Raw genomic sequence first — 24,781 nt, 5'->3', positions numbered from 1 at the left:
TCACGTGTCGGAAGCGGGTTCCTCGCAGCCGCGCGCGCAGACGGTGTCAGATGCCCGCGGTAGTCGGCTGACGCCATAGACAGCCAAATATAAGGAATGGCGAGATAGCGCTGTTCCGATGCCTGGAGCAAATGTGACACTCGGGAGTCATGCCTCTACGAGCAAGAAAATGAGGGGTACGATATGGCGTCTTTGTTCGAAGAAGTCGGAGAGGTGAGGGGGCAGGGGGACGGATCGGCTTTCGCCTTGTCGATGCGAATGTTTTTCAAACATCCAGCTATGGTGGGCTCGGGCTTTCCGGCCAGCCGCTGGATGGTCCGCACCATGCTTGCTCCACTCGACTGGAGGGCTATCCGTACCTTCGTAGAATATGGACCGGGTGCCGGCGCGTTCACGCGTGCTATTCTCGACCGTCTTGCGCCGGATGCCAAGTTGGTCGCGATCGACACAAGCCCAGACTTTGTCGCCCATCTCAAGGCCTCGATCACGGATCGGCGCCTATATGCAGTCACCGGTTCGGCTTCCAGCGTCGAGGCGATCTTATCGAAACTAGGACTGCAGCAAGCAGACTGCATTCTTTCCGGGTTGCCGTTTTCGACGATTTCGGGCGAAGAGGCTGGAAAGATCATGCTTGCGACCCACGCCGCGCTTCGGCCAGCTGGCCAGTTCTGCGCCTATCAGATGCGGCGAGCTGTCGAGCCGCTCTTACGGAGTCACTTTTCTACTGTCTGGCGCTCTTACGAATGGCGTAACATTCCTCCCTGTCATTTATATTGGGCCAAGCGCGAGAATGTCGCGGACGGCCGTGAGCCAAAGCCAACACTGCCGGAAAGGCCAGCCGGCGAGCCAAACATCTTGCATTGCCAAAACTGATATAGGCTAAAATCGGGATAGCGAGCCCGCAAGGCCCGCGAGATCGGATCAAGCCATGGCGACGGGAAAGATATGCTGAACTTATCTGAGCGACAGGCTCGCCCGTTCCCGCTGCGCGGGCATTATCAAGCCTCTCATCGGGGATGGGATATGCTCGTGCCTTGGTTGGTGGGTACCATCGTTGCATGCTGGCTTTACTTTGGCCGCTCCATCTTGATTCCGATAATTCTCGCTATCCTCCTTTCATTTCTGCTTGCGCCGGTGGTCGCTATCATCCGTCGGTCAGGGCTGCCGCGTACGCCCTCGGTGATATTTGCCGTCCTGATTGCACTCTGCGGGATCGGCGTGACAGGAGCGGTCATCGTTAGCCAAGCATCGACGCTGAGTCAGGATGCCCCAGCTTATGCGGAACGGATTGCTGAAAAAGCGGCGAGAGTCCGCGCGGACGTACAAGGAAAATTCGGTTTTCTCACGCGGGAAACGCCAAGCGGCGGCAGCGGTCATCGCGCAGCGGAGCGGGCCCGTCAGCAAGGGGAGCGCGACCTCTCCGCACGGACTGACGCGGAGGTCATTCCGGTGGAGGTTCGTGATCCACCGCTCACTGCATTTCAAGAAATACAGACAATCGTCGTCCCGGCGCTCGCGCCGCTGGAAACCGTCCTGATCGTCGTTATCGTAACGATCTTCGTCCTGTTCCAGAAGGACGACCTGCGAGATCGCTTGATCCGCCTGATGGGGTCTTCTGATCTGCACCGCTCTACAATTGCGCTAGACGACGGTGCCACGCGGCTCAGCCGATATTTTCTGTCTCAGTTTTTCGTGAACTGCGGGTTCGGTATTATAATATGGTGCGGCCTATTCGTTCTTGGCATACCTTCGCCTGGTCTTTGGGGCATACTCGCGGCCCTGCTGCGATTTGTGCCGTACGTAGGATCGATCGTTGCAGCAGCGGGTCCCATTGCGATAGCGGCTGCTGTAGATCCGGGCTGGAGCTTGGCGACATACGTAGCGCTGCTATTTCTGATAGTGGACCGATCATTGGCTATGCACTCGAGCCGATGATCTATGGCAGGTCGACCGGTCTCTCGCCCGTGTCGGTAGTCGTCGCCGCACTTTTCTGGACGTGGATCTGGGGTCCGATCGGACTTGTGCTTTCCATGCCATTGACACTGATGTTGGTCGTACTCGGTCGCCACGTCCCTGCATTCGCCTTCTTCGACATCATGCTTGGCGATCGACCCGCGCTGTCGCCAGCCGAAACTTTCTACCAACGCGCGCTCGGCGGCCACGCAGAAGAGGCGGTGGAACAGGCCGAGGTTCTTCTGGAGACGCGATCCCTCGCAACATATTATGAAGAGGTGGTTTTGCCTGGGTTGCGTCTCGCAGCAGCCGATGTTGATCGCGGAGCGGTCGAGCGATCCGCCATGCGGGCGATCTGCGATGCCGCGAAGGAGACGCTCGTCATGCTGGCTGACCATATCGACATCGACGCGCATGTAGCGGCCCCTGACGTTGCCACCGGTCCTGGAAAGTTGGAGCAAGGAGAAGTCATCTGCTTTCCCGGCGCGGGACCTTTAGACGCCGCCATTGCCATGATGGGCGCTCAATTGTTGCGTCGTGAAGGATATACAGTTCGCGAACAATCTCGTGACCGTTTGCGGGGCGAGGGCGGTGAAATAATCGATCTTGGCGACGCGGAGATCATTTGCATTCTTGGCCTATTTGACCCCCGAGCGGCGTCACGGATGAAGCGCGTCGCCTCTGCACTTGAAAACCGCTTTGCTTCAAGTCGGGTGATCATCGGCGTCGCGCGCAACGTCGAACCTGCCATTGGGATCGAAGATATCGATACAGCTTTGCTCAGGACATTTTCAGATGTGACGCATGCGATACAATTGGCGAGACTTGAGCTCGCTTCAGGTGCGGGAACCTGTGACAGTTAAGGGGCTCGAAAACGAATAATGAGCTTCCGCCGCTTAAACCTGCGCGCGTCTACTCGCGATGGCGGTCGTTCCTCGCTTGCGAACTTCGTCGCTCTTGACGTTTGCTTTTCGGGAAAGAACCTTAACGGCTCGTCCAGCATCAATTTGGCGGATCGATAGGCAGCGTCGGATGTTCGGCAGCAAAGGGGGAGCCTATGACCGGTCAGTCCACAACTCGCATTGCCAAACGCCTGAAGATATTTGAGCCTGCATTTATCCAATGTGGGCGTGCCAGCGCCCGCGTCCACTTGCTGGACCTCTCCTATACCGGCGCTCTCGTGCATGGTGGGCCGACCACGCCTCCGTCTGGCACGTTTCTCCAAATACACTGCAAAGATCTCGATATAGCCGCACGAGTGGCCTGGGTACGAGGCCCCAAATTTGGAGTAGCATTTCTCAAGCCTCTCCTTGTGGAGGAACTAGCAAAGATAATTGACATGGCCCCAACGGCTTCAATCGAGAAGCAGCGTACCGAACATGGGCGGTCGACAGCGCGGCCAGCGCTGACAGCTAATCTCGTAGCAAGGCTCGGGCGCGCGTGAGTTTCTCTGTCGATGGCGGGAGGAGGTGGCAAAACAGGTGAAGGAGCAGAGACCACAGATTGCAGGGCCAATGAGTCAGTGAGCTTGATGCTGCTGCGGCGCGGACGCCAGCTTGCCGGCGAACTTGGCTCGTCGGCATAAGAACCGAGCGGTCATCAGGGAGCAATGTTGCTCCTACCGGTGTTCCTCCTTAACAACATATAGAGGTATGGGGATCGTGATAGCTGCTGCGCGACAATGGACTGACGCTTACGCTTTTGCTTCTCTTCGCGGGCAGTATCCTTGGCCAGTGGTTTGCCGGCTGGCATGTCGCGCGTGAGGACGCGCTACCCCATCATCAGGCCGTCATGACGTTGGGCACCTATACGACCAGTCCGGAATTCATCTCCTCGGTTTTCGAGAATTGGGAAAGCGAATTCCTTCAAATGTCCGCCTATGTCGTGCTAACCGCCAGGCTCGTTCAGCGCGGTTCGTCCGAATCCAAGGATCCTTGAAGAGGGCGGTGATAAACCAGGCCAATGGAACGCCAGCGATTTGCTGAGCGTGACGGTTTAAAAACCAGCCATTGGGTAGGTTGCTCCTTTTAAAGGGAGGTGGCCGGGGATGTTTGCCGTGCAGAGCTACGCCGCCGTCCGGCACTTTGTTTTTGTTGAAGGTAACAGCCAGCGCGAGGCCGCGAAGGTCTTTGGACTGAGCCGCGAGACGATATCGAAGATGTGCCCGTTCTCTCTGCCGCCGGGCTACACGCGGACCAAGCCTGTGGCGAAGCCGAAGTTGGGGCCGCTGCTGCCAGTGATTGACGCGATTCTGGCAGCGGATCGCATTTCGCCTGTGAAGCAGCGGCACAGCGCCAAACGGATATTTGAACGTCTGCGCGACGAGCATGGCTTTGGCGGGGGCTACACCGTCGTAAAAGATTATGTCCGGCTGTGCCGGGCGCGTGGACGCGAGACGTTCGTGCCGCTGGCGCACCCGCCAGGACATGCTCAAGGGCAAGGGTGACAGGAACGAGCGCGTGCTGAAATCGGTCTATCGGGCGGCGGGCTGGGACCTGCTCGACGACCGCTACCTGCAGGTGATGGGCCTGCTCTGCGCGATGCCGATGACGATGGCCAATGGCCTCTCGAAAGATCTCGAGCGCATGAAGCGGATGCGCACGCTGCTCACAACGACGGCGGCGAACCTGGCGCCGTTGCAGGGCGAGTATCTTGGCGGATCGGTGCCGCACCTCCTCCTGATAGGACGGCGGGGCCAACCCTTCTTCTGGAGTCCGTTCGAGAACATAGCGGGCAATCATAATGTCGCGGTGTTCGGCAAGTCTGGTTCGGGCAAGTCGGTGGCGCTCCAGGAGCTGTGCGGATCGCTTTGCGGCGCGGGCGCGAAAGTCGTGGTGATCGACGATGGCCGTTCCTTCGAGCACTCGGCCAAGCTCCAGGGCGGCGCTTTTGTCGAGTTCACGATGAGCTCGGGCTTCTGTCTCAACCCCTTCTCGATGATCGACCAGCCCCAAGCGGCCGAGAACGAGGATTATCTCCTCGACTGCATGGCCATGCTCAAGGCGATCATCAATCAGATGGCGCGGCATATCAACGTGCTCGACGACACCGAGCGTGGGCTGATCGACGGCGCGGTCAATCAGGTATGGACCAGCATGGCAGTCGCGGTTCAATCGACCTCGTTATCGAGGCGCTCGATGCCACCGGAAATGGGCTCGCCTCCAACCTTGGGATCGCGATGCGACCCTTCTCGTCCGCCGGCACTTACGGCCGCTTTTTCCAGGGCGAGGTGTCCTTTGAGTTGAAGGCCCAGCTCACCGTGTTTGAGCTGTCCGACCTCTCGGCGCGCGAAGAGCTGCGCGGCGTTGTCCTCACCGCCATCATGTTCATGTCGCAGCAGATGATGCGCAAACTCGATCGCTCGATCCCCAAGGCGCTGCTGCTCGATGAGGCGTGGCAGATGCTGCGCAGCGGCGCGATGGCCGACTTCATCGAGACCTATGCCCGCACCTGCCGGAAATACGGTGCATCGCTGGTCACCGCGACCCAGTCGCTCAACGACTATTATAAGTCGGCCGGATCGATTGCCGCCCTTGAAAACTCGGACTGGTTCGTGATCCTGCAGCAGAAGCCGGAGACGATCGCGGACTTCAAAAAACACGATCGTTTCGAGATGGACGATTACACCGACGCGCTCCTCCGCTCGCTCAAGCGCAACGGCTTCGAATATTCGGACATCACGATCAAAGGCCCTGACACGCTCGCTGTCGGGCGACTGGTGCTGGATCCCTATTCGGCGACCTTGTTCTCCTCGAGTCCAAAGACCTTCGCGGCGATCGACGCGCTGATCGCCGAAGGCATGAGCATGGATGAAGCGATCGAGCGGATCGCCTTCCCCAACAATCCGGAAAAATGGGTCAGCAATCTCGCCCCGATGGACGAGATCGCGGTCGCCGCGGAGTAGCAAAATGGCGACGAACATCAGCGAGCCGGGACGGGTCGGAACGGGCGTGGCGAGGCTATCCTCGGAATGGCACTCTGTTGCCTACTTCATCCGCTAAACACCGCCACACTCTGGCGTTCCTCGCGAGCAGTCTCCTGCGGCGCATTGAAACACCGTTCGACTCTCATGGCTCGGCGCATTCAACGCATCTTGGATGACGGAGCCTTTTGCACCTGGACGATGCAGGCCAATTGCTGGGCGAACAACATTTTGATGAACGGTGGCCCCCCTGACATTGCTCACCACCATTATGGGTGCACTAATTTTGTTTCGTGCGGTTCGAGCGCTAACGACGCGCGATTGGCACGCTTTGGGAAACCGAATTGCTTGCAACCTATAGGCAAGCGGCTGCCAAAGCCCGAGTTAACCACATGGTCCAATTCGGCGATCTAATTACGAGTACGGCGTGGAATATAGGGTAGGGTCCATCGACCAGGGACCGTCCCACACCATGTCCAAATGTGCCCTTTTCTTGTGCTGCAAGCTGTTGCTGACCCCTACCGTAAGATGTTGGCTACCTTGACGGACAAGGCTTCCATCGTAAAAGGCTTGGTTAGTAGCTCCATGCCGGGTTCAAGATGTCCATTACCTACCGCCGCATTCTCGGCATAGCCGGTGATGAACAACACTTTCAGACCAGGCCGAAGCGCGCGCGCCGCGTCCGCGACTTGCCGGCCGTTCATCCCGTTTGGCAAACCGACATCGGTTATGAGCAGATCAATTTTGGCGCCTGACTGCAGCACCTTGATTGCAGGTCCGTCGAGGATGACAAGGCCGTGTTCCGCGCTAGCGACACCGGGCGTGGTCTGCGCCTGCGGACCGGAAACTTGATCTGTCATTGAAGGACCCTTGATAGAGACGGCATGGGCCTCACAAGGCCATCGTCGATGTAATGATATGCGGGATGAAATTGCCCCTGCGCCAGTCGCTCGGGTTCAAATATCTCGACAGGCGAGGAACGGAAGACGCACAACCGGTCTTCGCGCAGAGATCGCAGCATCCTGTTCACATGCACATTGTTGAGGCCGTAGATCTGATATAGCGGCTCCCCCGCCCCCAGGCTCAGGCTGCGTTTGTCTCTCAGGCCGCGTTTGTCTCTCAGGAAGCGATCGATGAACATTATGAAACCTTGCCGAGGCGTCGGCAGGACAACCGCGCACCGTCCAAACGGACGAGCTCGGTGCATGTTGCGCCCTGATCCTGCAAATCGTGATGACGCAGATTAACTTTGCGCTTCAGGCACCCAAGGTCGCAGCGAAACGCGCAATCGCCGACACGAGGTCCGGCATGATCAGGCCACGCTTACTTGTAAGCGGCGCGTGACGCGGACGGTGATGACAAGATCGAGCGTCGCGCGAATCAGATCGTGACCATATGTAGGTGAGGTCACGGCCTCCGAGGCTGCCGCGAACGGCCGCCCATCACGTAGAGCCTCGATGATGTGCATCGCGAAACTCTGCTGGACATAGGGCGAGAAGTTGGTGGCGGTACGAACCAGGAGCGCACGCCGGTCGAGGACTTCGAGCGAGGCGTCAGCGTGCGCCTTACTGTCCTTTGCTCGATCTTTGACCTCGTGAACGCGGATCCATCCCGCGCAGGTGATGTTGGCCCAAGGGGAAAGGTTGTCCAGTGCGCAGGCGACTGAGCGAGGATCGCCAAGGTCGAGACCTTGCCGGTCGGAAAGCACATGGTCGATACCGCGCAGCAGGCACGCGCCGGCGAAGGCCTGGCCCAGCGTCCCGGTGGCACCGGTGATAGGCAATGGCCGCGTCGGTCCTGCCCCCTCCGCTTGATGGCGCGGCTACCAACCACCCCGCGACAGGACCGGATGCGGGTCTTGTCCTAACAACCTTCCACATTGGAGCCCGTGCGTCCAGATGGCTTGAAGCGGCATCTGGTAATGCGATTGCCGATCGGCCGTTCAAACCTACCCTGCACAATCGTGATGACACAGGTTAATTTTGTTGCCCGCCCGGCAACTACCGACCGGCCCGCGGGTTCTGGTTCCGATTTCACGCCCATGGCGGCGCAGCCTTGTGCCCGGTTACGCCGGGCGAGGTTCTCCGTCCCCATCGTCCGCTTTTAAACCGAGGACCCGACATGGCCAAGAAACCCAGTGCACCCAAGCCGTCGGCCAGCAAGGCACCTGTAACGCCCGCTGATCTGGCCGGAACGGACATCGGCGGGGAGTCCCCGCAGAAGGCTGCGGCCGTCCCAACCGACGCCATGATATCCATGTCGTTCGCCGAGCCGCAGGCCGCGGGCGGCGATACCCATCAGATCGTAGGTGGTGATATCGCGACCCTCACCACCCAGAACGGCATCCCGGTCGCAGATGACCAGAACAGCCTGAAGCAAGGCGCACGCGGCCCAACGCTCTTGGAGGACTTCCACTTCCGCGAGAAAATCTTCCATTTCGACCATGAGCGCATCCCCGAACGGGTCGTTCACGCGCGCGGCTACGGTGCCCACGGCTTCTTCGAGCTGACCGACAGTCTGGCCGACGTCAGCCGCGCAGACATCTTCCAGCGCGTGGGCGAGAAGACGCCGGCTTTCGTCCGCTTCTCGACTGTCGCGGGCTCTAAAGGCTCCTTCGACCTCGCTCGCGACGTTCGGGGCTTCGCGGTCAAGCTCTATACGCAGGAGGGCAACTGGGACCTTGTCGGCAACAATATCCCCGTCTTTTTCATCCAAGATGCGATTAAGTTTCCAGACCTCGTCCATGCGGCCAAGCCCGAGCCGGATCGCGCCTTCCCCCAGGCGCAGACCGCGCACGATAATTTCTGGGACTTTGTCAGCCTGACGCCTGAGAGCTTTCACATGATCATGTGGACCATGTCGGATCGCGCGATCCCGCGCTCCTTTCGCACAATGGAGGGCTTTGGTGTCCACACGTTCCGCCTCGTCGATGCCAAAGGCAAATCGACCTTCGTCAAGTTTCACTGGAAGCCCAAGCAGGGCCTGCAGTCGGTGGTCTGGAACGAAGCGGTCAAGATCAACGGTGCCGACCCCGACTTCCACCGCCGCGACCTGTGGGACGCGATCAACAGCGGCGACTTCCCGGAATGGGAACTGGGCGTGCAGTTGTTTGACGATGCTTTCGCCGACAGCTTCGACTTCGATGTACTAGATGCGACCAAGATCATTCCCGAGGAGCTGGTGCCGATCCGTGTCGTCGGCCGGCTGGTCCTAGATCGGGTCGTCGACAATTTCTTCGCCGAGACCGAGCAGGTTGCTTTCTGCACCCAGAATGTGCCGCCGGGCATCGATTTCTCGAACGATCCGCTGTTGCAGGGGCGCAACTTTTCCTATCTCGACACCCAGATCAAGCGGCTGGGCAGTCCGAACTTCACCCATATCCCTATCAATGCGCCCAAATGCCCGATGGCGCATTTCCAGCAGGACGGGCATATGGCGATGCGCAACCCCGTGGGCCGCGCGAATTACGAGCCCAACAGCTGGGGTGCCGCGCAAGGCGGCCCGCGCGAGGACCCAGTGCGTGGCTTCCCTAGCTTTGCCGAAACCGCCAGCGGCCCCAAGCAGCGTGTGCGATCCGAAAGCTTCGCCGATCATTACAGCCAGGCGCGGCAGTTTTTTGTCAGCCAGACGCCGATCGAACAGAAGCATATTGGCGACGCGCTGGTGTTCGAACTGTCGAAGGTTGAACGGCCCGACATTCGATCGCGCACCGTCTCGCACTTGCTAAACATCGATCCGACGCTGGCCGCGATTGTCGCAAATGGCCTTGGCCTTGCGCTTCCCGACCCTGCCGTGGCGGCACGCACGCCGATCATCGATCTGCCGGCGTCCGACAAGCTCAGCATAGTCAAGAATGGACCCGACAGTTTCAAGGGCCGCAAGCTTGGCATCCTACTGAGCGACGGCGCGGACGCGGCCATCGTGAAAGCGTTGATCGCGGCGGTCGATGGCGAAGGCGCGGTCTATGAGGTGATTGCGCCGAAGATCGCCGGCGTTACTTTATCCGACGGCACCACGGTCGCGGCCAAGCACAAGATCGACGGCGGTCCATCGGTATTGTTCGATGCGGTCGCCATCGTCGTCTCGGCCGAAGGTGCAGCCCTGCTGTCGCTCGACGCCGCAGCCAAGGACTTCGCCACCGATGCCTTTGCACATTGCAAATATATCGGCATCAGCGCCGAGGCGGAGACAATCTTCGTCAAGGCTGGCATCGCAGACGATCTGGACGAGGCATGCCTGCCTTTAGCCAAGGCAGCCGATGCGAAGACCTTCCTGAAGGCTTGCCGAACCTTGCGCTACTGGCCACGTGAACTGGTCGTCGATCTCGACGCGCAGCCCGAAGTGTAGGAGCGATCAAATGTGCTGCGGCGGCTGGGTCGAATGGCCCGGTTCCGCGGCATTAATCTGCCTGCGGGGGTTGACCGGGGCTAAAGAGCGACAGCAGTTTTCAAGGATCGGCGCAAAATCGCCAGGCGCGACCCCTCATTCGCGCCGGGCGAAGTGACAATCCTGGAAGCTAAGGTCGCCTTCCAGGACGAGCGCCACAAGCAGCGATGATGCTTCACCTGCCAGGTTCGACGTTGACAGCCGGCGCCAACGGATTGTGGTCCTTCGCGCGTTTGTCCGCATCATCTGGAATCTCCCCAGCGGTGAGCGCCGACCCTTTTTCTAGAACCTGCTCCGCGCCCGATGCCTTGGTAGCCATATCTATATATTCGCTCCGTTCATAATCCTCCTAAGCCAGTTAGGTCCGCTTGTGCCGACGCATGTCTTTGAACATTGTCGGCACCCGTCAGATCGGCGGTTCAGAACCCGCCGAACATCGCCAGGGCCAGCACCAGAATGGGCACCGCCAGGCTAAAACAAGGGAGGCCATGCGCTTGTTCAGGATTGTTTTTCCCGCGTATCGCCCGCTGTGTCAGAGCTCTAATCGGGACGAGAGTAGCATAGCGTCACCGATCGCAGCAGACTCGGCAGTATTGTCGAAGACGCACCAACTGCTCGCGGGCCGGCCAGCCACGCTCATCAGCGCGGGCAGAAAAGGCGCCATCCTTTCGTCGCCGTAAGCCGAGCGATAGACGCGGGGCGATCCGTGCAAGCGCCAATATTCAAATGCGCGGTAGCCGCCCGGCTCCACTGGTCGGGCCACAGGAAAAGGATCAGCCGCGACCCTGGCGATTCCCAGATCGGCAAGTAGTCGGTCGGCGGGCGGTAGGAACCAGCTCGCATGTCGCGGCTCGCAGGCCGTCCGGACATCGGTCAGCCCGGACAACATTTCAAAGAAGTTGCCCACGGCCGTCTCATCAAAGGCGAGACTGGGTGGCAGCTGAAGCAGCAGCACGTCCAGCTTGCTTCCCAACGCATCGATATTCTCAATGAACGTGGCCGTTTGTTCCCGGCAGTCGAGCAACCTGCATTGGTGGCTGACCGCTTTGGGCATCTTTACGGCAAATCGGAAATCTTGCGGCACGCTGTCGTGCCAGCGTGCCCAGGTCGATGATCGATGGGGACGATAGAAGGATGAATTGATCTCGACGCCACGGAACCGCGCCGCATAGCGTTGGAGAGCACTTCCTTCCTCAGGAAACGCCTGTGCATGCCTTTTCGAAATGCTCCAGCCAGCCGTGCCGATAATCAATGTCATATCGCACTAACTCCTTCGGACCGATAAGGTCATTTTAGGTCGCAAACTTTTAAAGACAGCCGCAAATTTCGAAGTGTTGATAGGACATCGCAACAATAAACGGGAGGCACATTTGTTGCCTGGACATGCTTGGAATTACGCCGCCAGACAAACCTTTTGAAGCGGTCTGGCCGGCATTGGAAACCGGTATGGCAGCACGCGGCTACCGCCTGTTGAGATAGGAGCCTTCGGTTTGCTGGAATGTATCGATCTGCCTGTTCGCTGGTCACGGCGGCCATCGGCGGCTTGACGGAAAATGTTCTCTCGGGAGCGCGCTTTAGCTGGCAGTGCTCCCTCGTCTTGGGTGATGCTGGCGACAGATATCGGCAGCGCGATCGGGCACCCCGCTACGGGAAATGCCTCGAACTACCAGCCATGCAGCTTGCTCAGCGCCTGGCGTGGGGCGTTCGCTCCATTCAGCGCTGCTAGAAACGAGACCCCACCGGATGCAGTCCTTAAGTTGTGGGGCCTCGCCGGACCTCCCTCTAGCTGTCGTGCATGAATGTCGGGTGACCGGGAATGAGTGATAGGCCCAGAAGCGAGCAATAAGCGCCCTTTTCATGCTAGAGGCTGCCATGCCGGATTGGTCTGAATCATAGATTGCAAGGCTGGGAAGGGAGCGCTGCCGATATCTGTCGCCAGTATCTGATGTTGGGCCATCATTTTCACGCAGGTAGACCCCGACGCCAGAAAAGGGGGAGCGCCGGGGTCTGATCGAAGCGCGCCCTGGTGGGGACCGTAAGGACGCATTAACGATTTTGCGCATAATTATGAAATAGTGATTAACGAACCGCCATTATTGGAGATCGGAAAGCCCTACTTCCGTAGTTTGCCGTACCTGGAGATCAAGGGGGCCGCACCAGCAGAAATGATGGTATACAGCGCGAAGACGAGCAGACCGTGCAGAGGCTTATCCTTGTGGTCACGCTGGCACGGCTAGTAGTCACCGTGCCTACCCCACAGTAGAGGCTGCCTGAAGTAGCCCCCAAAAACGCCTGACAGGCCCTCACACTTATGGAAGTGTGATGCATATGCCTGACCGTATGACTGGAACATATGACCGCGTAGAGGTCATTACCTCGGTGCAGCGCCGTCGGCGCTGGACGCCCGAGGAGAAGATTCGCATCGTTGAGGAGACCTATTTGCCGGGGAACTCGGTGTCGCTGGTCGCCCGCCGCCATGGCATCGCGGGCAACCAGCTATTCACCTGGCGACGGCTGATGGCTCAGGGTGCACTCACAGCCGCTGCGGCCGGCGAGGAAGTTGTGGCCGCATCCGACTACCGCGCGCTTGAGGCGCAAGTCCGCGAACTGCAGCGCCTGCTCGGCAAGAAGACGATGGAGAACGAACTGCTGCGCGAGGCTGTCTCCCGGGCCGCAGGCCCAAAAAAACAGCTGTTGCGCTCGACCTCGTGGCCCGAGGGTGGACGGTGAGCGCGGTTGCAAATGCCGTCGGCATGTCACGACCGCATCTCTCCGCAATGCAACGACCAGCAGAACGACGGCGTCGCGGGCGTCCCCCCTTGCCCGACGCCGAACTCGCCGCCGATATCCGCAGGCTGATCGCCGACCTGCCAACCTATGGCTATCGGCGCGTGCATGCCCTGCTGCGCCGCGAGGCGGAAAAAAACGGGCGCGCAGCGCCCAATCCAAAGCGCGTCTACCGCGTCATGAAGCTGCATGGCTTACTGCTCCAGCGCCACGCCGGACGCCGCGAGGAACGCCGGCATGACGGCAAGATCGCCGTCGTCACCCGCAATACACGCTGGTGTTCGGACGGCCTCGAGATCGGCTGCGACAATGGCGAGAAGGTCCGCGTCGCCTTCGCCCTCGACTGCTGCGACCGGGAGGCGATGGGATATGTGGCCACTACCGGCGGCATCACCGCCGAGGACGTGCGCGACCTCATGGTTGCCACCGTCGAGCATCGCTTCGGCCAGGTGAACAAGCTGCCCCACACCATCGAATGGCTGACTGATAACGGCAGCTGCTACACTGCCCAAGATACAAGGCGCTTCGCGCGCGACATCGGCCTGGCACCACGCACCACGCCGGTCGAAAGTCCGCAGAGCAACGGAATGGCCGAGGCTTTCGTCCGGACCCTCAAACGAGACTACGCCCGCGTCAGCCCGCGACCCAACGCACAGGCCGTCATCGACCAGCTGCCAAAATGGCTCGACCACTATAATCGCGTGCATCCGCATCGCGCTCTCGGCTACAGATCGCCAAGAGAGTTTATCGAACGTTCAACCCGTGAGGAACTGTCCGGCCTTTAGGGGGCAACAACACTGCCCGGGCCTGATCAGCGAACTAACTGGACGTCGGATGCGCAATGCGGAACCTGCGGTCGGCTATCTGAAATCTGCCGCAACCGGCTCGACGACCGGCTAGGCGCGTAGCTGTCGTACCGTCGTCGACCCTACCCGGACGGTCGTCTGCCGATTTTAATCTCCCAAGTGCAGACAGACCGCTTCTGAATATCCGGCCAACTATGTCAAGGATCATAAGGTTATCGTGCCTGACCTGCGGGGAATGGGTCTTTCGCAGCGTCCCGACGGCGGTTACGACAAGAAGACCAAGGGCGAAGACATGGCGCGCCTGGTCGATGCGCTCCAGGTTGGGAAGGTCGATGTTGTTGGTCACGACATCGGCAACATGGTTGCCTATGCCTTCACGGCGCAAAATCGCGACCGAGTGGGCAAGCTGGCCCTGATGGACGCGCCCCTGCCGGGTGTTGGGCCCTGGGAGGAAATCCCTAAAAACCCGCTTTTGTGGCATTTCCGCTTCGGCGGTCCAGATATGGAACGTCTTGTCGCAGGTCGCGAGCGCATCTATCTCGACCGTTTCTGGAATGAGTTTTCCGCCGACCCGAAGAATTTTCGATGAGGCTTTGCGCCAGCATTATGCAGCGCTCTATGCTCGGCCCGGCGCCATGCATGCCGGCTTTGCTCAATTCGCTTCCTTCGATCATGACGCCATAGACAACAAGGCCTTCCTTTCCGAGGGCAAGCTGGCCATCCCCGTCCTGGCGATCGGTGGTGAAAAAATCATTTGGCACGACGATGGCAACCGTTGCCCATTTCGCCGCCACCGACGTTAGCAGCGTGGTCATTGCCGGCGCGGGCCATTGGGTGATGGAGGAACGGCCGACCGATACAGTCAAGGCCGTGCGGTCCTTCTTCGACAAGAAATAGCGAACGTCGGCGCCGCGATCCGCCCAGGTGCGCAAGGATCGCGGCGACATCGTGCTTTGGAAGCACTCGCGCCTACCGACCTCGACCCAAATCAGCCTTTCAGCGATCCATCTTCGCTCCCCAGCAACAGACCGTCAGCTATCTCGGCGGGTGCCCATCTGCGCAGCATCGTCGGGTTGATCGAAAGCGGACGCCCCTGCGCAGACATCGCCCAGCAACTCCAGGCGGTCGAAAAGGCGATCGTCAGCGCCAAGAAGGCACTGACCCACGATCATCTCGACCATTGCCTCAGCCACACCCAGGCGACCGAAAGCATGGGTTCGGCCGGCGAAGAATTTTGCACGATCTCGAAATATTTATAGTCGCTGCTGACCTCAGGTGGCACCGACCGCTATCACCTGCGCATAGCGCCGGTCGGCCGCCTGCCAGTCGAGATTACGGAACCAGGCGTCGATATATTTGGCGGCTTGCGTGCCATAATCCATGTGGAAACTATGCTCATACATGTCGAGGGCGAGGATCGGCATGCCGGTGACCGCACCATGCATATGGTCCCAGGCCCAATAATTGTGCAGCGAGCGGGTATGGAGATTATAGGCGAGGATCACCCAGCCTGAGCCGCCGGCCAGCGACAGGCCCGTGCGCCGGAAATCCTTCTCCCATGTCTCGAACGATCCCCAGGCTTTGGTGAGCGCGGCGCGAATGGAGCCAGCGGCCTGGCGGTTGCCGCCAAGCCCGTCGAAATATATCTCATGGAGAATGACCGATCAGTGTCAACGGGCAGGAGCGTCAGCGTACATCAACGCGTGACATGATCTACGACATATTTGACCAGATCAGATATCTGTCGACCGTAATGACCTTGGAGCCGGGTGATCTTTTGTTTACTGGGACGCCGTCTGGCGTGGGTGCTGCTACAGGCAACCTCCTGAAGGTCGGCGATGTCGTTCGGGTAGAGGTGGACGGTGTTGGCGTAATTGAGAATCGGATCGTACAAGGTAAATCCGGCGCGTAGTCACACGATAACGCGCGCAGATACCGGCCGGCAGATGCGGGTGTGATCGACTAAGGGGTTCCATCGATCACATTCCAGCCGGTTTCTGTCAGCCGACTAATCCGCTGCCGCGACATCCCAATTAGTGTTGCTGCATCCTGAACTCGCAGTTCGGGGCGCTGCACTCGACGCAGCATATTGTACCGGGAAAATTCGCCGCAGCTCCTCGCCACCACCGTCATAAGCGCATCCTCCAGAGCAGAGGATGACCATGCCAGCGCAGGCCCGCGAGCGACCATCGGGATGGGACATCTCTAACTAGCGGGTAAGCGCCGACGGAAGGTGGCGTTGACGCGGCCTGTCAGGCTTTTCGGCGTGTCTGCGGCGCCCATTTTTTCGCGAGCGCTTCCAGCCTTGCCTCGATCAGGGGGATATCGGGCTGGGCGTTGGGATCATGGTCGTCGCCGAGGGTATCGAGCGCTTCTTCATGATATTCATGCTGGGGGTCGCCGAGCGCTTCGAGCTTTTCGGCATAGCCCCATGGTCCGCCACAGTCCTCTGGCGGCCGCATGCCTACTGCATCGAGGATGAGCGGATATGTCAGGTGCGGGCTGGCCGCGCCGACGCGCTCGATCTTGACGCTATGCTCCCAGGCATCGCCAAAGTCATAGAGATATCGGAAGGTCTTGCGCCTCGTATTCGCCAGGACCTGGGCGAGAGTGGCCTTACGGGCGTCGAGCGGCCCGTCGAAGCCATATTCAGGATCAGGGATGCCGAAGCCGGTCTGCCCGAAGCTCATTTCCCACAGGTGAGAGTCCGTCCACGAGAAGGCTGCGCGCCATCGCATGGGGCGGCCGCTATCTCGTGATCGGCTTTCCCGCCGGGATCCAGAAAATCCCTGCCAATCTTGTCCTGCTCAAGGCGTGTCAGATCGTCGGCGTCTTTTGGGGCGCGTTCACACAGCGCGATCCGCAACGCAACCGCGCTAATAATGACGCGCTTTTCGGCCTGTGGCAGGCGGGCACGATCGACCCCCATATTTCGGCCCGTTACGGGCTGGAGAACGGCCCGCGGGCGATTGCGGACCTCGCCGAACGGCGCGCCGTCGGAACGATAGTGGTGGAACTGCCATGACGGCCGACTGGTCCGAACCCCATCTGCTGACGGGGCGGATCGTGATCGTGACGGGCGGGGGCAGCGGCATCGGGCGCGCCGCCGCGCAGCTCGCCGCCGGTCGGGGGGCACATGTCGTCGTCACGGACGTCAACGACAGCGTCCATGACGTCGCTGCCGCGCTCCGCGCGGACGGACTGGCGGCGACCGGAGCGACGCTCGATGTCGCGGACCGATCCGCCGTCGATACCCTGTTCGATGAGGTCGCGGCGGAACATGGCCGGATCGACGGCCTCGTGACCAGCGCCGGGATCATGCAGGACGGCCCGGCCGCGGACATTGCCGAAGATGCGCTGGACCGCATATTCGGCATCAACCTGCGGGGCACATTATCTTTCTGTTGCCCGGCTGCTGTCGGACGAGACCATCCAACCGGACCGAGGCCGCGACACAGGGAGAAATGGTGGCAGAGATCATCTCGGGCAAACGTCGGCGCTTCGATCCCGTGGAGATTCCCGCGATCTGCTTCACCGAGCCGGAGATCTTCAGCGTCGGGCTAGGGCCGATGCGCCCCATACGGTCACGGGCATCTTTCCCTTCGCCGCCAGCGGCCGCGCGCTGTCGATGGATGCGGGGGACGAAGGCGGGTTTGTGCGGATTGTTGCGCGGGCAAGCGATCGGCGTATCGTCGGGGTTCAGGCCGTGGTTGCGCATATTTCCGAACTGTCCGCTGCATTCACCACGGCGGTCGAGATGGGCGCGGTTGCGGAGGATATCTCCGGTATCATCCATGCCCATCCTACGTTGAGCGAAGCATTCCACGAGGCGTGCCTGAAAATTGAATGACATGCGATCGACATCTGATTGCGCGTCTGAGGCGGAGCCGAAGACGGATTTCACCTGAAATAAAGCGACCTTGGACAACGCCATTCGCGTATGCGCGACCTTCGTGAAGTGCGGAAATAGGACACCCTCAACCATGCCCGGACGCCCCTTCAACGAATGGACTATTGGTGATCCCATCGTCGATGATATCAGCTGGACGATGACGGAGACCGCCAATCTGGCTTTGCTCAAAGGAACTGCCGCATGAAACTCCGTTCCCTCTTGTTCGTGCCCGCCGACAGGCCCGAACGCTTTGACAAAGCTGCAGGCAGCGGGGCCGATGCGGTCATTCCGGACCTGGAAGATTCGGTCGCCGCACCGCAAGGCCTTCGGACGCGACGCGGTCCGCGAATGGCTGGCTGGCCCGCGTACCTGCACGGCGTTCGTCCGCGTCAATCCGCTCGACGGCGATCTCACACGCTAAGACCTCGATGTACTGCTGCCATCCCGACCCGATGGCCTGATGTTGCCCAAGGCAGAAGGCGCGGCCAGTATCGAAGCGCTGCTGGCCATGGCGGGCGGCGCGCCGGTCCCGTCGATCCTCCCGATCGCCACAGAGACCGCAGCGGCCATCTTCGAACTGGGCAGCTACCGGGCGGTGAAGACGCATCTTTGCGGCGTCACATGGGGCGCGGAAGACCTGCCGGCCGCGATCGGCGCATCGCGCGCGCGGGAGGCGGATGGCCGCTATACCCCGCCGCTGGAAATGGTGCGCAGCCTCACGCTTTTTGCTGCACATGCGGCTGGCGGTTTTGCGATCGAGACCGTCTATCCCCGGATCGATGATGCCTACGGCCTCGCCGCCTATATCGCGCGGGCCCGGAGAGATGGGTTTATGGGCATGATGGCGATCCATCCCGCGCAAGTGCCGGCGATCAACACCGGCTTTGCGCCCACCGAAATCGAATTGAGCCATGCCCGCGCGGTGGTGGACTCTTTTGCCGCCAATCCCGGCGCGGGGGCGCTGAAGCTCGACGGCGAGATGATAGACCGGCCCCATCTTGTGCTAGCGCAATGGACCCTGGATCAAGCAAGCTAGCGAATAGATGAAGGATATACTGTCAGTCGGCAAATGGCTTGCGGGGGGCGATCGATAGCGAGGCATACCGCCAACTCTTCGGAATTGTGACGACGAATATCGGTCCAGGGCGATCGGCAGGAACGACGCCAGCCCATCGTGAGGAAGCCGAAATTCAATCTGCTGGCTCCTTGCGTCAGTGAGGACGCCAGATTGAGGGTGCAGATTCAATGCCTATTCTTGGAGAGCCAAATTCAGCCTCCGAGCGACTGGAATGGGTCGTTTACGCGATTGCCGGAGGATCGAGTGGTTCAACTACCAACCGTTTGGGAGCTAAGGTTTCCAGCGCGGATGTGGATAGAGTAACTATATGTGGGAGGAAATCGAATGTCGGTTTCGGTTGGATCGCCCTCCCGCAACCATAGCAGTATAATAGAGCGCTTTTCGATCAGTCCGGATCATATCCGCACGAGCTGAAGTAGTTGGCGCATTCTCTGGGCTGGAAGATATCCACGAGCCTGCCGATGAGGTCCCAGAGGTCGCTCACCGTGCGCTCGCCGATCTTCCTGAGCATGGCCTTGAGCTTGGAGAAGGCTTTCTCGATGGGATTGAAGTCTGGGCTGTAGGGCGGAAGGAAGCGCAAGGTTGCGCCTGCCGCTTCGATCCGCTCGCGCACCGATGCGCGCTTGTGGCTCGACAGGTTGTCCATGATGACAACGTCGCCGAGCCGCAGTTCGGGCACGAGAACATGGGTGACATAGGCTTCGAACCAGGTAAGCATTCGGTGAAGGCCGCGGATCAGGCGGCTTCGCGTTGATATTCGGCGGCTCGCCAATTCCATGGCAGCAGTTCTTGGAGACGGTTCTGGGGGATGTCGGCGATGCGGCTGAGCACATCGGCTAGCCAAGCCTGGGGATCTATATCGTTGAGCTTCGCCGTGCCAATGAGGCTCAGCATGAAGGCGGTGCGCTGACCGCCGCGGTCTGACCCAGCGAAGAGCCATGATTTTCTTCCAAGGGCAATGCCTCTGAGCGCCCGTTCCGCCGCATTGTTCGTCAGGCAGATGCGGCCATCGTCGAGGAAGGCGGTAAATGCAGGCCATGCCTTGAGCATATAATCCATAGCCTCGGCCACATCGCTGTTCTTCGATAGCTTTGACCGGTTGTCGCGCATCCATTCTTCCATATCGGCAACCAGAGGTGCGCTGAGTTCCTGTCGAAGGGTGTGGCGCTCCTGTACCGGTCTGCCGTTGATGGCGCGCTCAATGTCGAAGATCACATCGATGCGGCGGACCGCCTCCACTGCCAACGGCGAGATGACGGCCTTTTTGCGGCGCTTCTTGAGCTGCGCGGCGATATCGGCCAGCTCGAAGAAATAACGGCGCGCGTGGCTCCAGCAAAGGGCGCGGGTCAGCGGCGCCGGCAGGCGGTCGCCATGGAACAGGGCATTATAGCCAGCATAGGCATCAGCCTGAAGAATGCCTCTCCAACCGCGCAGATGGCCCACAGGATGCTCGCCCCGCCGGTCCCGGGAATAATGGAAGATCGCTGCGGGCGGTGCCGGTCCGCCAAAAGGTCGATCATCCCGAACATAGGTCCAGATCCGGCCCGTATCGGTCTTGGTCTTGGCCAGCACTGGCACCGTTGTATCGTCGCCATGCAATCGCTCGGCAGCAAGGACGTGGGCTTCGATCAGCAGATAGAGCGGCATCAGCGCGGCGGTGCAGGTGCCGACCTGATCGGCCAGAGTGGAAAGGCTCAGGTCGACGCCTTCCCAGGCGTAGCGATCACGCTGGCGGTTAAGCGGTTGATGCGCACCGAACTTCTCGAAGAGCAGCATCGCCAGGAAGCTGGGGCCAAATAGCCCGCGGGGCGTGACGTGGAAAGGCGCCGGCGGTTGGGTGATCTTCTCACAATCCCGGCAGGAGAACTTCTCCCGCACGGTCTGGACCACCTTCCACTGGCGCGGCACGACCTCAAGTGTCTCGGTGATATCCTCACCCAGCTTGCACAGCCGATCCGAGCCGCAGCAGGGGCAGGCATCGGGCGCGGCGATGACGACGCGTTCGCGTGGAAGATGTTCGGGCAAGGGCTTGCGGGCGGGCCGCTTGCGCTCGAACGGTGCGACGTTGGTCTTCGCCGCTGCCAGGGCAGCCAGAAGCTCATCTTCGCTGGCAGCGGTCTCGCACTCCTCGAAGGTCAGTTCCATCTGGTCGAGCAGATGGCGCGTGCGCTCGGAGCGCTGGCCAAAAAGAGTGCGGCGCATCTTCTCGTTCTGCAGTTCGAGAAGGGCGTTACGGGCTTCCAGGTCGGCGTTGATGGCTTTGATGCGGGCCACTTCAGCGGCGACCGCCTGGGCTGCGGCGAGCTGCGCGCGAAGGCTATGGATCTCTGCTTGCGCCGCGTCACCCATGCCCAAAGGCATAGCAGAAAAACACCGGAATCTCTAGCTTTTTAGCTCTCCGACATTGATTATCCGGCCAGGGTCGGCCGCCAGGTCGCTTGCGGATTACGCCAGTCGATCGCCTCCAGCATGCAAGCCAACTGGGAGGCGGAGATGGCAATCACCCCGTCTACAGCCGATGGCCAGATATACTTCCCGCGCTCCAGGCGCTTGGCATAGAGCGACATGCCAATGCCATCATGCCACAGGATTTTGCACAGGTCGCCACGGCGCCCTCGGAAGACATAAAGATCACCGGCATGGGGATCACGCCTGAAGCTCTGCTGTATCTGCAGGGCCAGGGATCGCATGCCCTTCCTCATATCGGTATGCCCGGTCGCGATCCATATCCGGACGCCGGAGGGAACTGGGATCACGGCTTGATCGACCGGAGCACTGCCGACACCAACCCAGGTGATGCGCCAGCGGGGATGCGTACGATCGCCCGCTCGAACTCCACGATGATCGACGATCCGCTCACCGGCGCTGGATCGGGCTGCACCTGCACCTCTGCAAAGCTCTGCGCTGCCTGCCCCATCTGCCGTCGCCATCTGTAGATCTGGTTCGGCCGTAGATCAGCACGGCGGGCAATCTCCGCCACGTTCGCCCCGGGCGCCGAAACAGCCGCGACCAACTCACGCTTCTGTTGGTCGGTCCATACTCGCCGCCGCTCCGGGCCTGAAATTACCGTGATCTGACTCATCGCACCGTCCCTAGTACTGGTGCAAACACCAGCGCTTGCACCGGTGCCATCTCGAAATATCAGCCGATCACCGCAAGGCGGCCCTCACCGGAGCGATACCGAACCAGTCGCCGTTGATCGGGCCATCGAGCACCATTGGCGCGACCATTCCGGTCATGCGCAATCCGGCAACCAGCGTGGTCGTCTTGCGGTGGCCGTGCGGGAAGCCCATCCGCAGGCGCTCGCCCCTGGCGCAGCGGCCATGGCTGCGGGTCATGTTGGTCGCGGTCCAGGTCTCGTCGATGAACACGAGCCGTTCGGGGTCAAGATCGAGCTGACCATCGAACCAGTCATGTCGTTGGCTCAGGACATCGGGGCGGTCCTGCTCGATTGCATGGCCAGTCTTTTTTTGCGCGTCATACCGTGATGAACGAAGAAGCGGTGAAGCCCGGCCACCGAGACGTGCAGGCCCAGATCGATCAACGCCGCCCGCAGTTCTTCAAGCGAGATGTCCTTGCGCGCTTCCCATATGGCGAGGATTTCAGCCTGCCGCTCCTCGATCCGGCGCGATCGCATATCGCCACCCTGAGGCTTGGGAGCAAAGCTGCCGGTCGTACGCCGCTGATCCTGCCAACGGATCGCTGTCGAGGGCGCTACACCAAACCGAGCCGCCGCAGCACGACAACTCATCCCGGCATCGATCGCCGCCAGAAGCCGCTTACGTAAATCCATCGATAGAGGTTGGCCCATCCATGCTGGCCTCCTTCACCAGCACAGACTCTGAATCAGAAATCACGCCCCGTGGAAATCCCTCAACGATTCATAACGGTCGAAAACCGCTTGTCTTATGACTTTGTGGTCCGTTCGGGTCAGGATGCGATGTCCGGTCCGGGGTGGCCACCCCGGACCGGACGGAAGGGGACGGATCGCAAAACCGCTGGTCGTGAAGGGACCGGGTTAGAGTAGGATCGCCCCTTTCTTTTTCATCAGGCCCGAACGGATACCGGGGCTTTTAAGGCCCGGATGACAAGCATGGGACAGCGAAAAAGATGAGCAACTCTCTACCACAAACCATCGGCATCGACATCTCCAAAGCGACGTTGGACTGCTATGTCCATCCCATCGGGATCGAGCGCCAGTTCCCCAACACCACCAAGGGCCACAAGACCCTGATCGCATGGGCCGGGCAATGGGAGGTCGAGCGGATCGCCTATGAGGCTACCGGCATCTACCACCGCGCGCTGGAGGTCGCGCTCGGCCATATGCCCTGCGTCAAGCTCAACCCGGAACGGGCAAGGCGCTTCGCTCAGGCGACAGGCACGCTCGCCAAGACCGATCGCATCGACGCCAGGCTGCTCGCACGGATGGCGGTGACGCTGAAACCCCCGGTCAGGCCCGCCCGAAGCCCGCAGCAGAACCAACTGGCCGAACTCGTCAACGCCCGCGATGGTCTGGTGCGTGATCGCACCGCGCTCAAAAACCGCGAAAAGAACCTCACCGTCACGCTGCTTAAGCGCCAGTGCAGCCAACGGCTCGAACAGATCGCTCGCCACATCGCTGCGCTCGACGCTGAAATCGCGGCCGTCATTGCCGCAGATGAAAAGCTCGTCCGGCGCCACCACATTCTCACCAGCATCGCTGGCCTCGGCACACTCACCGCCAACCAGATCATCGCCACCATGCCCGAACTCGGATCGCTCGATAACAAGCAGGCTGCCTCGCTCGCCGGACTTGCCCCGGTCGCGCGCCAGTCCGGCCAATGGAAAGGCAAAAGCTTCATCCGCGGCGGTAGGGCCAATGTCCGACAGGCTCTCTACATGCCTGCTCTGGTCGCCGCCCGATTCAATCCAAACCTCAAGGCCAAATACCAGCAGCTCATCGCTGCCGGAAAACCCGCCAAAATCGCCATCACAGCCATCATGCGAAAGCTCATCGTCACCGCAAATGCGCTACTCAGGGCAGATCGTCTCTGGACCACAGCATGCGCTTGACCATCACGGATACTCTAAACACCTAGGTTCCTATTTTACCCTCGATCCTCCGGTGCCCGTAGGAACACATCATTCTCACACCGTTGGCACGGTCCCGCCATCGATGACATATTCGGTGCCGGTGATGGTCCCCGCCCGGTCGGACGCTAGGAAAGCGATCAGGCTGGCGACCTCTTGCGGTGTCGATGGCCTGCCGATCGGAATGCCGCCGAGCGAGTCCATGATCATCTTCTTGCCCTGGGCGATGTCGCCGCCATGCTCGGCTGCGAGTCGGGTTGCCAGTTCGACGGCTGATTCCGTTTCGATCCAGCCCGGCGACACCCGCACCACCCGGACGCCCTGGGGCGACACTTGTTTGGACAGGCTCTTGCTATAGGTGGAAAGCGCCGCCTTGGCGGCGGCGTAGGCGGTGGTCGCTTCCGGCAGGGGTAGTTCGCGCTGGATGGAGGTGACGTGGATCACCACGCCACTGCCGCGGGACAGCATGTCCGGCAGCAGCGCGCGATCGAGCCGGACGGCGGGCATGAGGTTGAGGTCCAGGGCGTTGCGCCATTCTGCATCGCTCAGCGCTTCAAATCCCCCCGCTGGTGCCGATGATCCGCCTAGCATGTGAACGATGATGTCCACGCCGCCCAGCCGATCGCGCACCGCGCTTGCCAATTCGCTGCAACCTTCGGCCGTGGTAAGATCAGCAGCAACGAACAGCGCATCCGGGCTGCCCGAAGGCGGGGTGCGCGCAGTCGTGAGAACCTGCGCGCCAAGTTCGCGGAACAGGCCGACCGTCGCAGCGCCCGCGCCACGGGTACCCGACGTGATCAGCGCGCGCTTCCCCTGCAAGGTCAGAAAAGGCGTCATGCGGTGGGTTCCAATCGGTCAGATATTTGAGAGTTAGCGGGCCTGATCCG

The 24,781-nt window shown here is 60.5% G+C and carries 19 protein-coding genes and 10 pseudogenes; 17 read left to right on the top strand and 12 right to left on the bottom strand.

Going from position 1 to position 24,781, the window contains the following annotated elements; translation table 11 throughout:
• Positions 1–183: 183 nt before the first annotated feature.
• The 7 genes and pseudogenes from BSY17_RS00600 to BSY17_RS00575 all read left to right on the top strand — a co-directional run.
• Positions 184–873 carry a class I SAM-dependent methyltransferase gene (locus BSY17_RS00600; protein ID WP_069063913.1) on the top strand — a complete coding sequence of 230 codons (690 nt, stop codon included), beginning with the start codon at positions 184–186 and terminating at the stop codon, positions 871–873.
• Positions 874–945: 72 nt separating this feature from the next.
• Positions 946–1,935, top strand: a complete 990-nt coding sequence (locus BSY17_RS00595) for an AI-2E family transporter (RefSeq protein WP_083216947.1) — start codon at positions 946–948, stop codon at positions 1,933–1,935.
• Positions 1,932–2,816, top strand: coding sequence for an AI-2E family transporter (locus BSY17_RS00590; protein WP_069063911.1), 885 nt, complete (start codon positions 1,932–1,934; stop codon positions 2,814–2,816). The genes BSY17_RS00595 and BSY17_RS00590 overlap by 4 nt, the downstream gene beginning before the upstream one ends.
• 194 nt (positions 2,817–3,010) lie before the next feature.
• Positions 3,011–3,397 (top strand): PilZ domain-containing protein, encoded by a 387-nt coding sequence (locus tag BSY17_RS22130; protein WP_083216946.1) that lies wholly within the window; start codon positions 3,011–3,013, stop codon positions 3,395–3,397.
• 224 nt (positions 3,398–3,621) lie between these two features.
• Positions 3,622–3,888, top strand: a pseudogene (locus BSY17_RS00585) (DUF6766 family protein); the annotation flags it as partial.
• Between the two features lie 112 nt (positions 3,889–4,000).
• Positions 4,001–4,387: pseudogene (locus BSY17_RS00580) on the top strand (IS21 family transposase); the annotation flags it as partial.
• A pseudogene (locus BSY17_RS00575) lies at positions 4,386–5,857 on the top strand (TraG/VirB4 family ATPase); the annotation flags it as partial. The pseudogenes BSY17_RS00580 and BSY17_RS00575, both read left to right, overlap by 2 nt.
• A gap of 536 nt (positions 5,858–6,393) precedes the next feature.
• Here the strand turns inward: BSY17_RS00575 and BSY17_RS00570 are convergent.
• The 3 genes and pseudogenes from BSY17_RS00570 to BSY17_RS00560 form a co-directional block, all read right to left on the bottom strand.
• Positions 6,394–6,657, bottom strand: a pseudogene (locus BSY17_RS00570) (response regulator); the annotation flags it as partial.
• Between the two features lie 74 nt (positions 6,658–6,731).
• Positions 6,732–7,016, bottom strand: coding sequence for a hypothetical protein (locus BSY17_RS21080; protein WP_216095538.1), 285 nt, complete (start codon positions 7,014–7,016; stop codon positions 6,732–6,734).
• A 171-nt stretch (positions 7,017–7,187) separates the two neighbouring features.
• On the bottom strand, positions 7,188–7,658 hold the full coding sequence (locus BSY17_RS00560; protein WP_069063907.1) for a sugar nucleotide-binding protein: 471 nt from the start codon (positions 7,656–7,658) through the stop codon (positions 7,188–7,190).
• Between the two features lie 338 nt (positions 7,659–7,996).
• On the opposite strand from BSY17_RS00560, the gene BSY17_RS00555 reads away from it, so the two are divergent.
• The gene (locus BSY17_RS00555; RefSeq protein WP_171899154.1) at positions 7,997–10,222 is read left to right on the top strand and encodes a catalase; all 2,226 of its coding nucleotides are present in this window, start codon (positions 7,997–7,999) and stop codon (positions 10,220–10,222) included.
• Positions 10,223–10,793: 571 nt separating this feature from the next.
• Here BSY17_RS00555 and BSY17_RS00550 read toward each other — a convergent pair.
• The gene (locus BSY17_RS00550; protein ID WP_069063906.1) at positions 10,794–11,519 is read right to left on the bottom strand and encodes a DUF72 domain-containing protein; all 726 of its coding nucleotides are present in this window, start codon (positions 11,517–11,519) and stop codon (positions 10,794–10,796) included.
• 1,082 nt (positions 11,520–12,601) lie between these two features.
• Between BSY17_RS00550 and BSY17_RS00540 the strand changes: the two genes are divergently transcribed.
• The 3 genes and pseudogenes from BSY17_RS00540 (at position 12,602) to BSY17_RS00530 (ending at position 15,113) form a co-directional block, all read left to right on the top strand.
• A protein-coding gene (locus tag BSY17_RS00540) for an IS3 family transposase (RefSeq protein WP_237236241.1) occupies positions 12,602–13,833 on the top strand; the annotation gives its coding sequence in 2 pieces (ribosomal slippage) (positions 12,602–12,938 and positions 12,938–13,833; 1,233 coding nt in all).
• A gap of 208 nt (positions 13,834–14,041) precedes the next feature.
• A pseudogene (locus BSY17_RS00535) lies at positions 14,042–14,751 on the top strand (alpha/beta fold hydrolase); the annotation flags it as partial.
• A gap of 140 nt (positions 14,752–14,891) precedes the next feature.
• The gene (locus tag BSY17_RS00530) at positions 14,892–15,113 is read left to right on the top strand and encodes a metal-sensing transcriptional repressor (protein ID WP_083217010.1); all 222 of its coding nucleotides are present in this window, start codon (positions 14,892–14,894) and stop codon (positions 15,111–15,113) included.
• 12 nt (positions 15,114–15,125) lie between these two features.
• On the opposite strand, the gene BSY17_RS20650 is transcribed toward BSY17_RS00530, so the two are convergent.
• Positions 15,126–15,455: a Fe-Mn family superoxide dismutase gene (locus BSY17_RS20650; RefSeq protein WP_237236245.1), complete on the bottom strand. Its 330-nt coding sequence runs from the start codon at positions 15,453–15,455 to the stop codon at positions 15,126–15,128.
• Between the two features lie 107 nt (positions 15,456–15,562).
• On the opposite strand from BSY17_RS20650, the gene BSY17_RS00520 reads away from it, so the two are divergent.
• Positions 15,563–15,766 (top strand): fumarylacetoacetate hydrolase family protein, encoded by a 204-nt coding sequence (locus tag BSY17_RS00520; RefSeq protein ID WP_069063904.1) that lies wholly within the window; start codon positions 15,563–15,565, stop codon positions 15,764–15,766.
• Between the two features lie 340 nt (positions 15,767–16,106).
• Here BSY17_RS00520 and BSY17_RS00515 read toward each other — a convergent pair whose 3' ends face one another.
• Positions 16,107–16,592 carry a plasmid pRiA4b ORF-3 family protein gene (locus BSY17_RS00515; RefSeq protein ID WP_069063903.1) on the bottom strand — a complete coding sequence of 162 codons (486 nt, stop codon included), beginning with the start codon at positions 16,590–16,592 and terminating at the stop codon, positions 16,107–16,109.
• Between the two features lie 17 nt (positions 16,593–16,609).
• Between BSY17_RS00515 and BSY17_RS00510 the strand changes: the two genes are divergently transcribed.
• The 4 genes and pseudogenes from BSY17_RS00510 (at position 16,610) to BSY17_RS00495 (ending at position 18,782) form a co-directional block, all read left to right on the top strand.
• Complete coding sequence (locus tag BSY17_RS00510; RefSeq protein WP_069063902.1) at positions 16,610–16,879, top strand: zinc-binding dehydrogenase; 270 nt, start codon at positions 16,610–16,612, stop codon at positions 16,877–16,879.
• A pseudogene (locus BSY17_RS22125) lies at positions 16,876–17,199 on the top strand (SDR family NAD(P)-dependent oxidoreductase); the annotation flags it as partial. The gene BSY17_RS00510 and the pseudogene BSY17_RS22125, both read left to right, overlap by 4 nt.
• Positions 17,200–17,297: 98 nt before the next feature.
• Positions 17,298–17,704: pseudogene (locus BSY17_RS20645) on the top strand (dihydrolipoyl dehydrogenase); the annotation flags it as partial.
• 243 nt (positions 17,705–17,947) lie between these two features.
• Positions 17,948–18,782 (top strand): annotated as a pseudogene (locus tag BSY17_RS00495) (HpcH/HpaI aldolase/citrate lyase family protein).
• Positions 18,783–19,209: 427 nt separating this feature from the next.
• On the opposite strand, the pseudogene BSY17_RS00490 reads toward BSY17_RS00495, so the two are convergent.
• From BSY17_RS00490 to BSY17_RS21075, 5 genes and pseudogenes are all read right to left on the bottom strand, one after another.
• Positions 19,210–19,530: pseudogene (locus BSY17_RS00490) on the bottom strand (transposase); the annotation flags it as partial.
• Between the two features lie 29 nt (positions 19,531–19,559).
• Entirely contained in the window at positions 19,560–21,173 is a 1,614-nt protein-coding gene (gene tnpC / locus BSY17_RS00485) for an IS66 family transposase (protein ID WP_069064441.1), read from the bottom strand.
• 59 nt (positions 21,174–21,232) lie between these two features.
• Complete coding sequence (gene tnpB, locus BSY17_RS00480; RefSeq protein ID WP_232015723.1) at positions 21,233–21,514, bottom strand: IS66 family insertion sequence element accessory protein TnpB; 282 nt, start codon at positions 21,512–21,514, stop codon at positions 21,233–21,235.
• 62 nt (positions 21,515–21,576) lie between these two features.
• Positions 21,577–21,906 carry an IS66-like element accessory protein TnpA gene (tnpA, locus tag BSY17_RS00475; protein WP_069063898.1) on the bottom strand — a complete coding sequence of 110 codons (330 nt, stop codon included), beginning with the start codon at positions 21,904–21,906 and terminating at the stop codon, positions 21,577–21,579.
• Between the two features lie 100 nt (positions 21,907–22,006).
• Positions 22,007–22,635 (bottom strand): annotated as a pseudogene (locus BSY17_RS21075) (IS630 family transposase); the annotation flags it as partial.
• A 299-nt stretch (positions 22,636–22,934) separates the two neighbouring features.
• Between BSY17_RS21075 and BSY17_RS00460 the strand changes: the two are divergent.
• Complete coding sequence (locus tag BSY17_RS00460) at positions 22,935–23,876, top strand: IS110 family transposase (protein WP_006966739.1); 942 nt, start codon at positions 22,935–22,937, stop codon at positions 23,874–23,876.
• Between the two features lie 75 nt (positions 23,877–23,951).
• Here the strand turns inward: BSY17_RS00460 and BSY17_RS00455 are convergent, their stop codons facing one another.
• Positions 23,952–24,731, bottom strand: coding sequence for an SDR family oxidoreductase (locus BSY17_RS00455; RefSeq protein ID WP_069063896.1), 780 nt, complete (start codon positions 24,729–24,731; stop codon positions 23,952–23,954).
• Between the last annotated feature and the right edge of the window lie 50 nt (positions 24,732–24,781).

Origin of the sequence: Sphingobium sp. RAC03 (assembly GCF_001713415.1) — a bacterium.
Taxonomy (GTDB): domain Bacteria; phylum Pseudomonadota; class Alphaproteobacteria; order Sphingomonadales; family Sphingomonadaceae; genus Sphingobium.
This window is presented reverse-complemented; position numbering and strand designations above follow the sequence as displayed.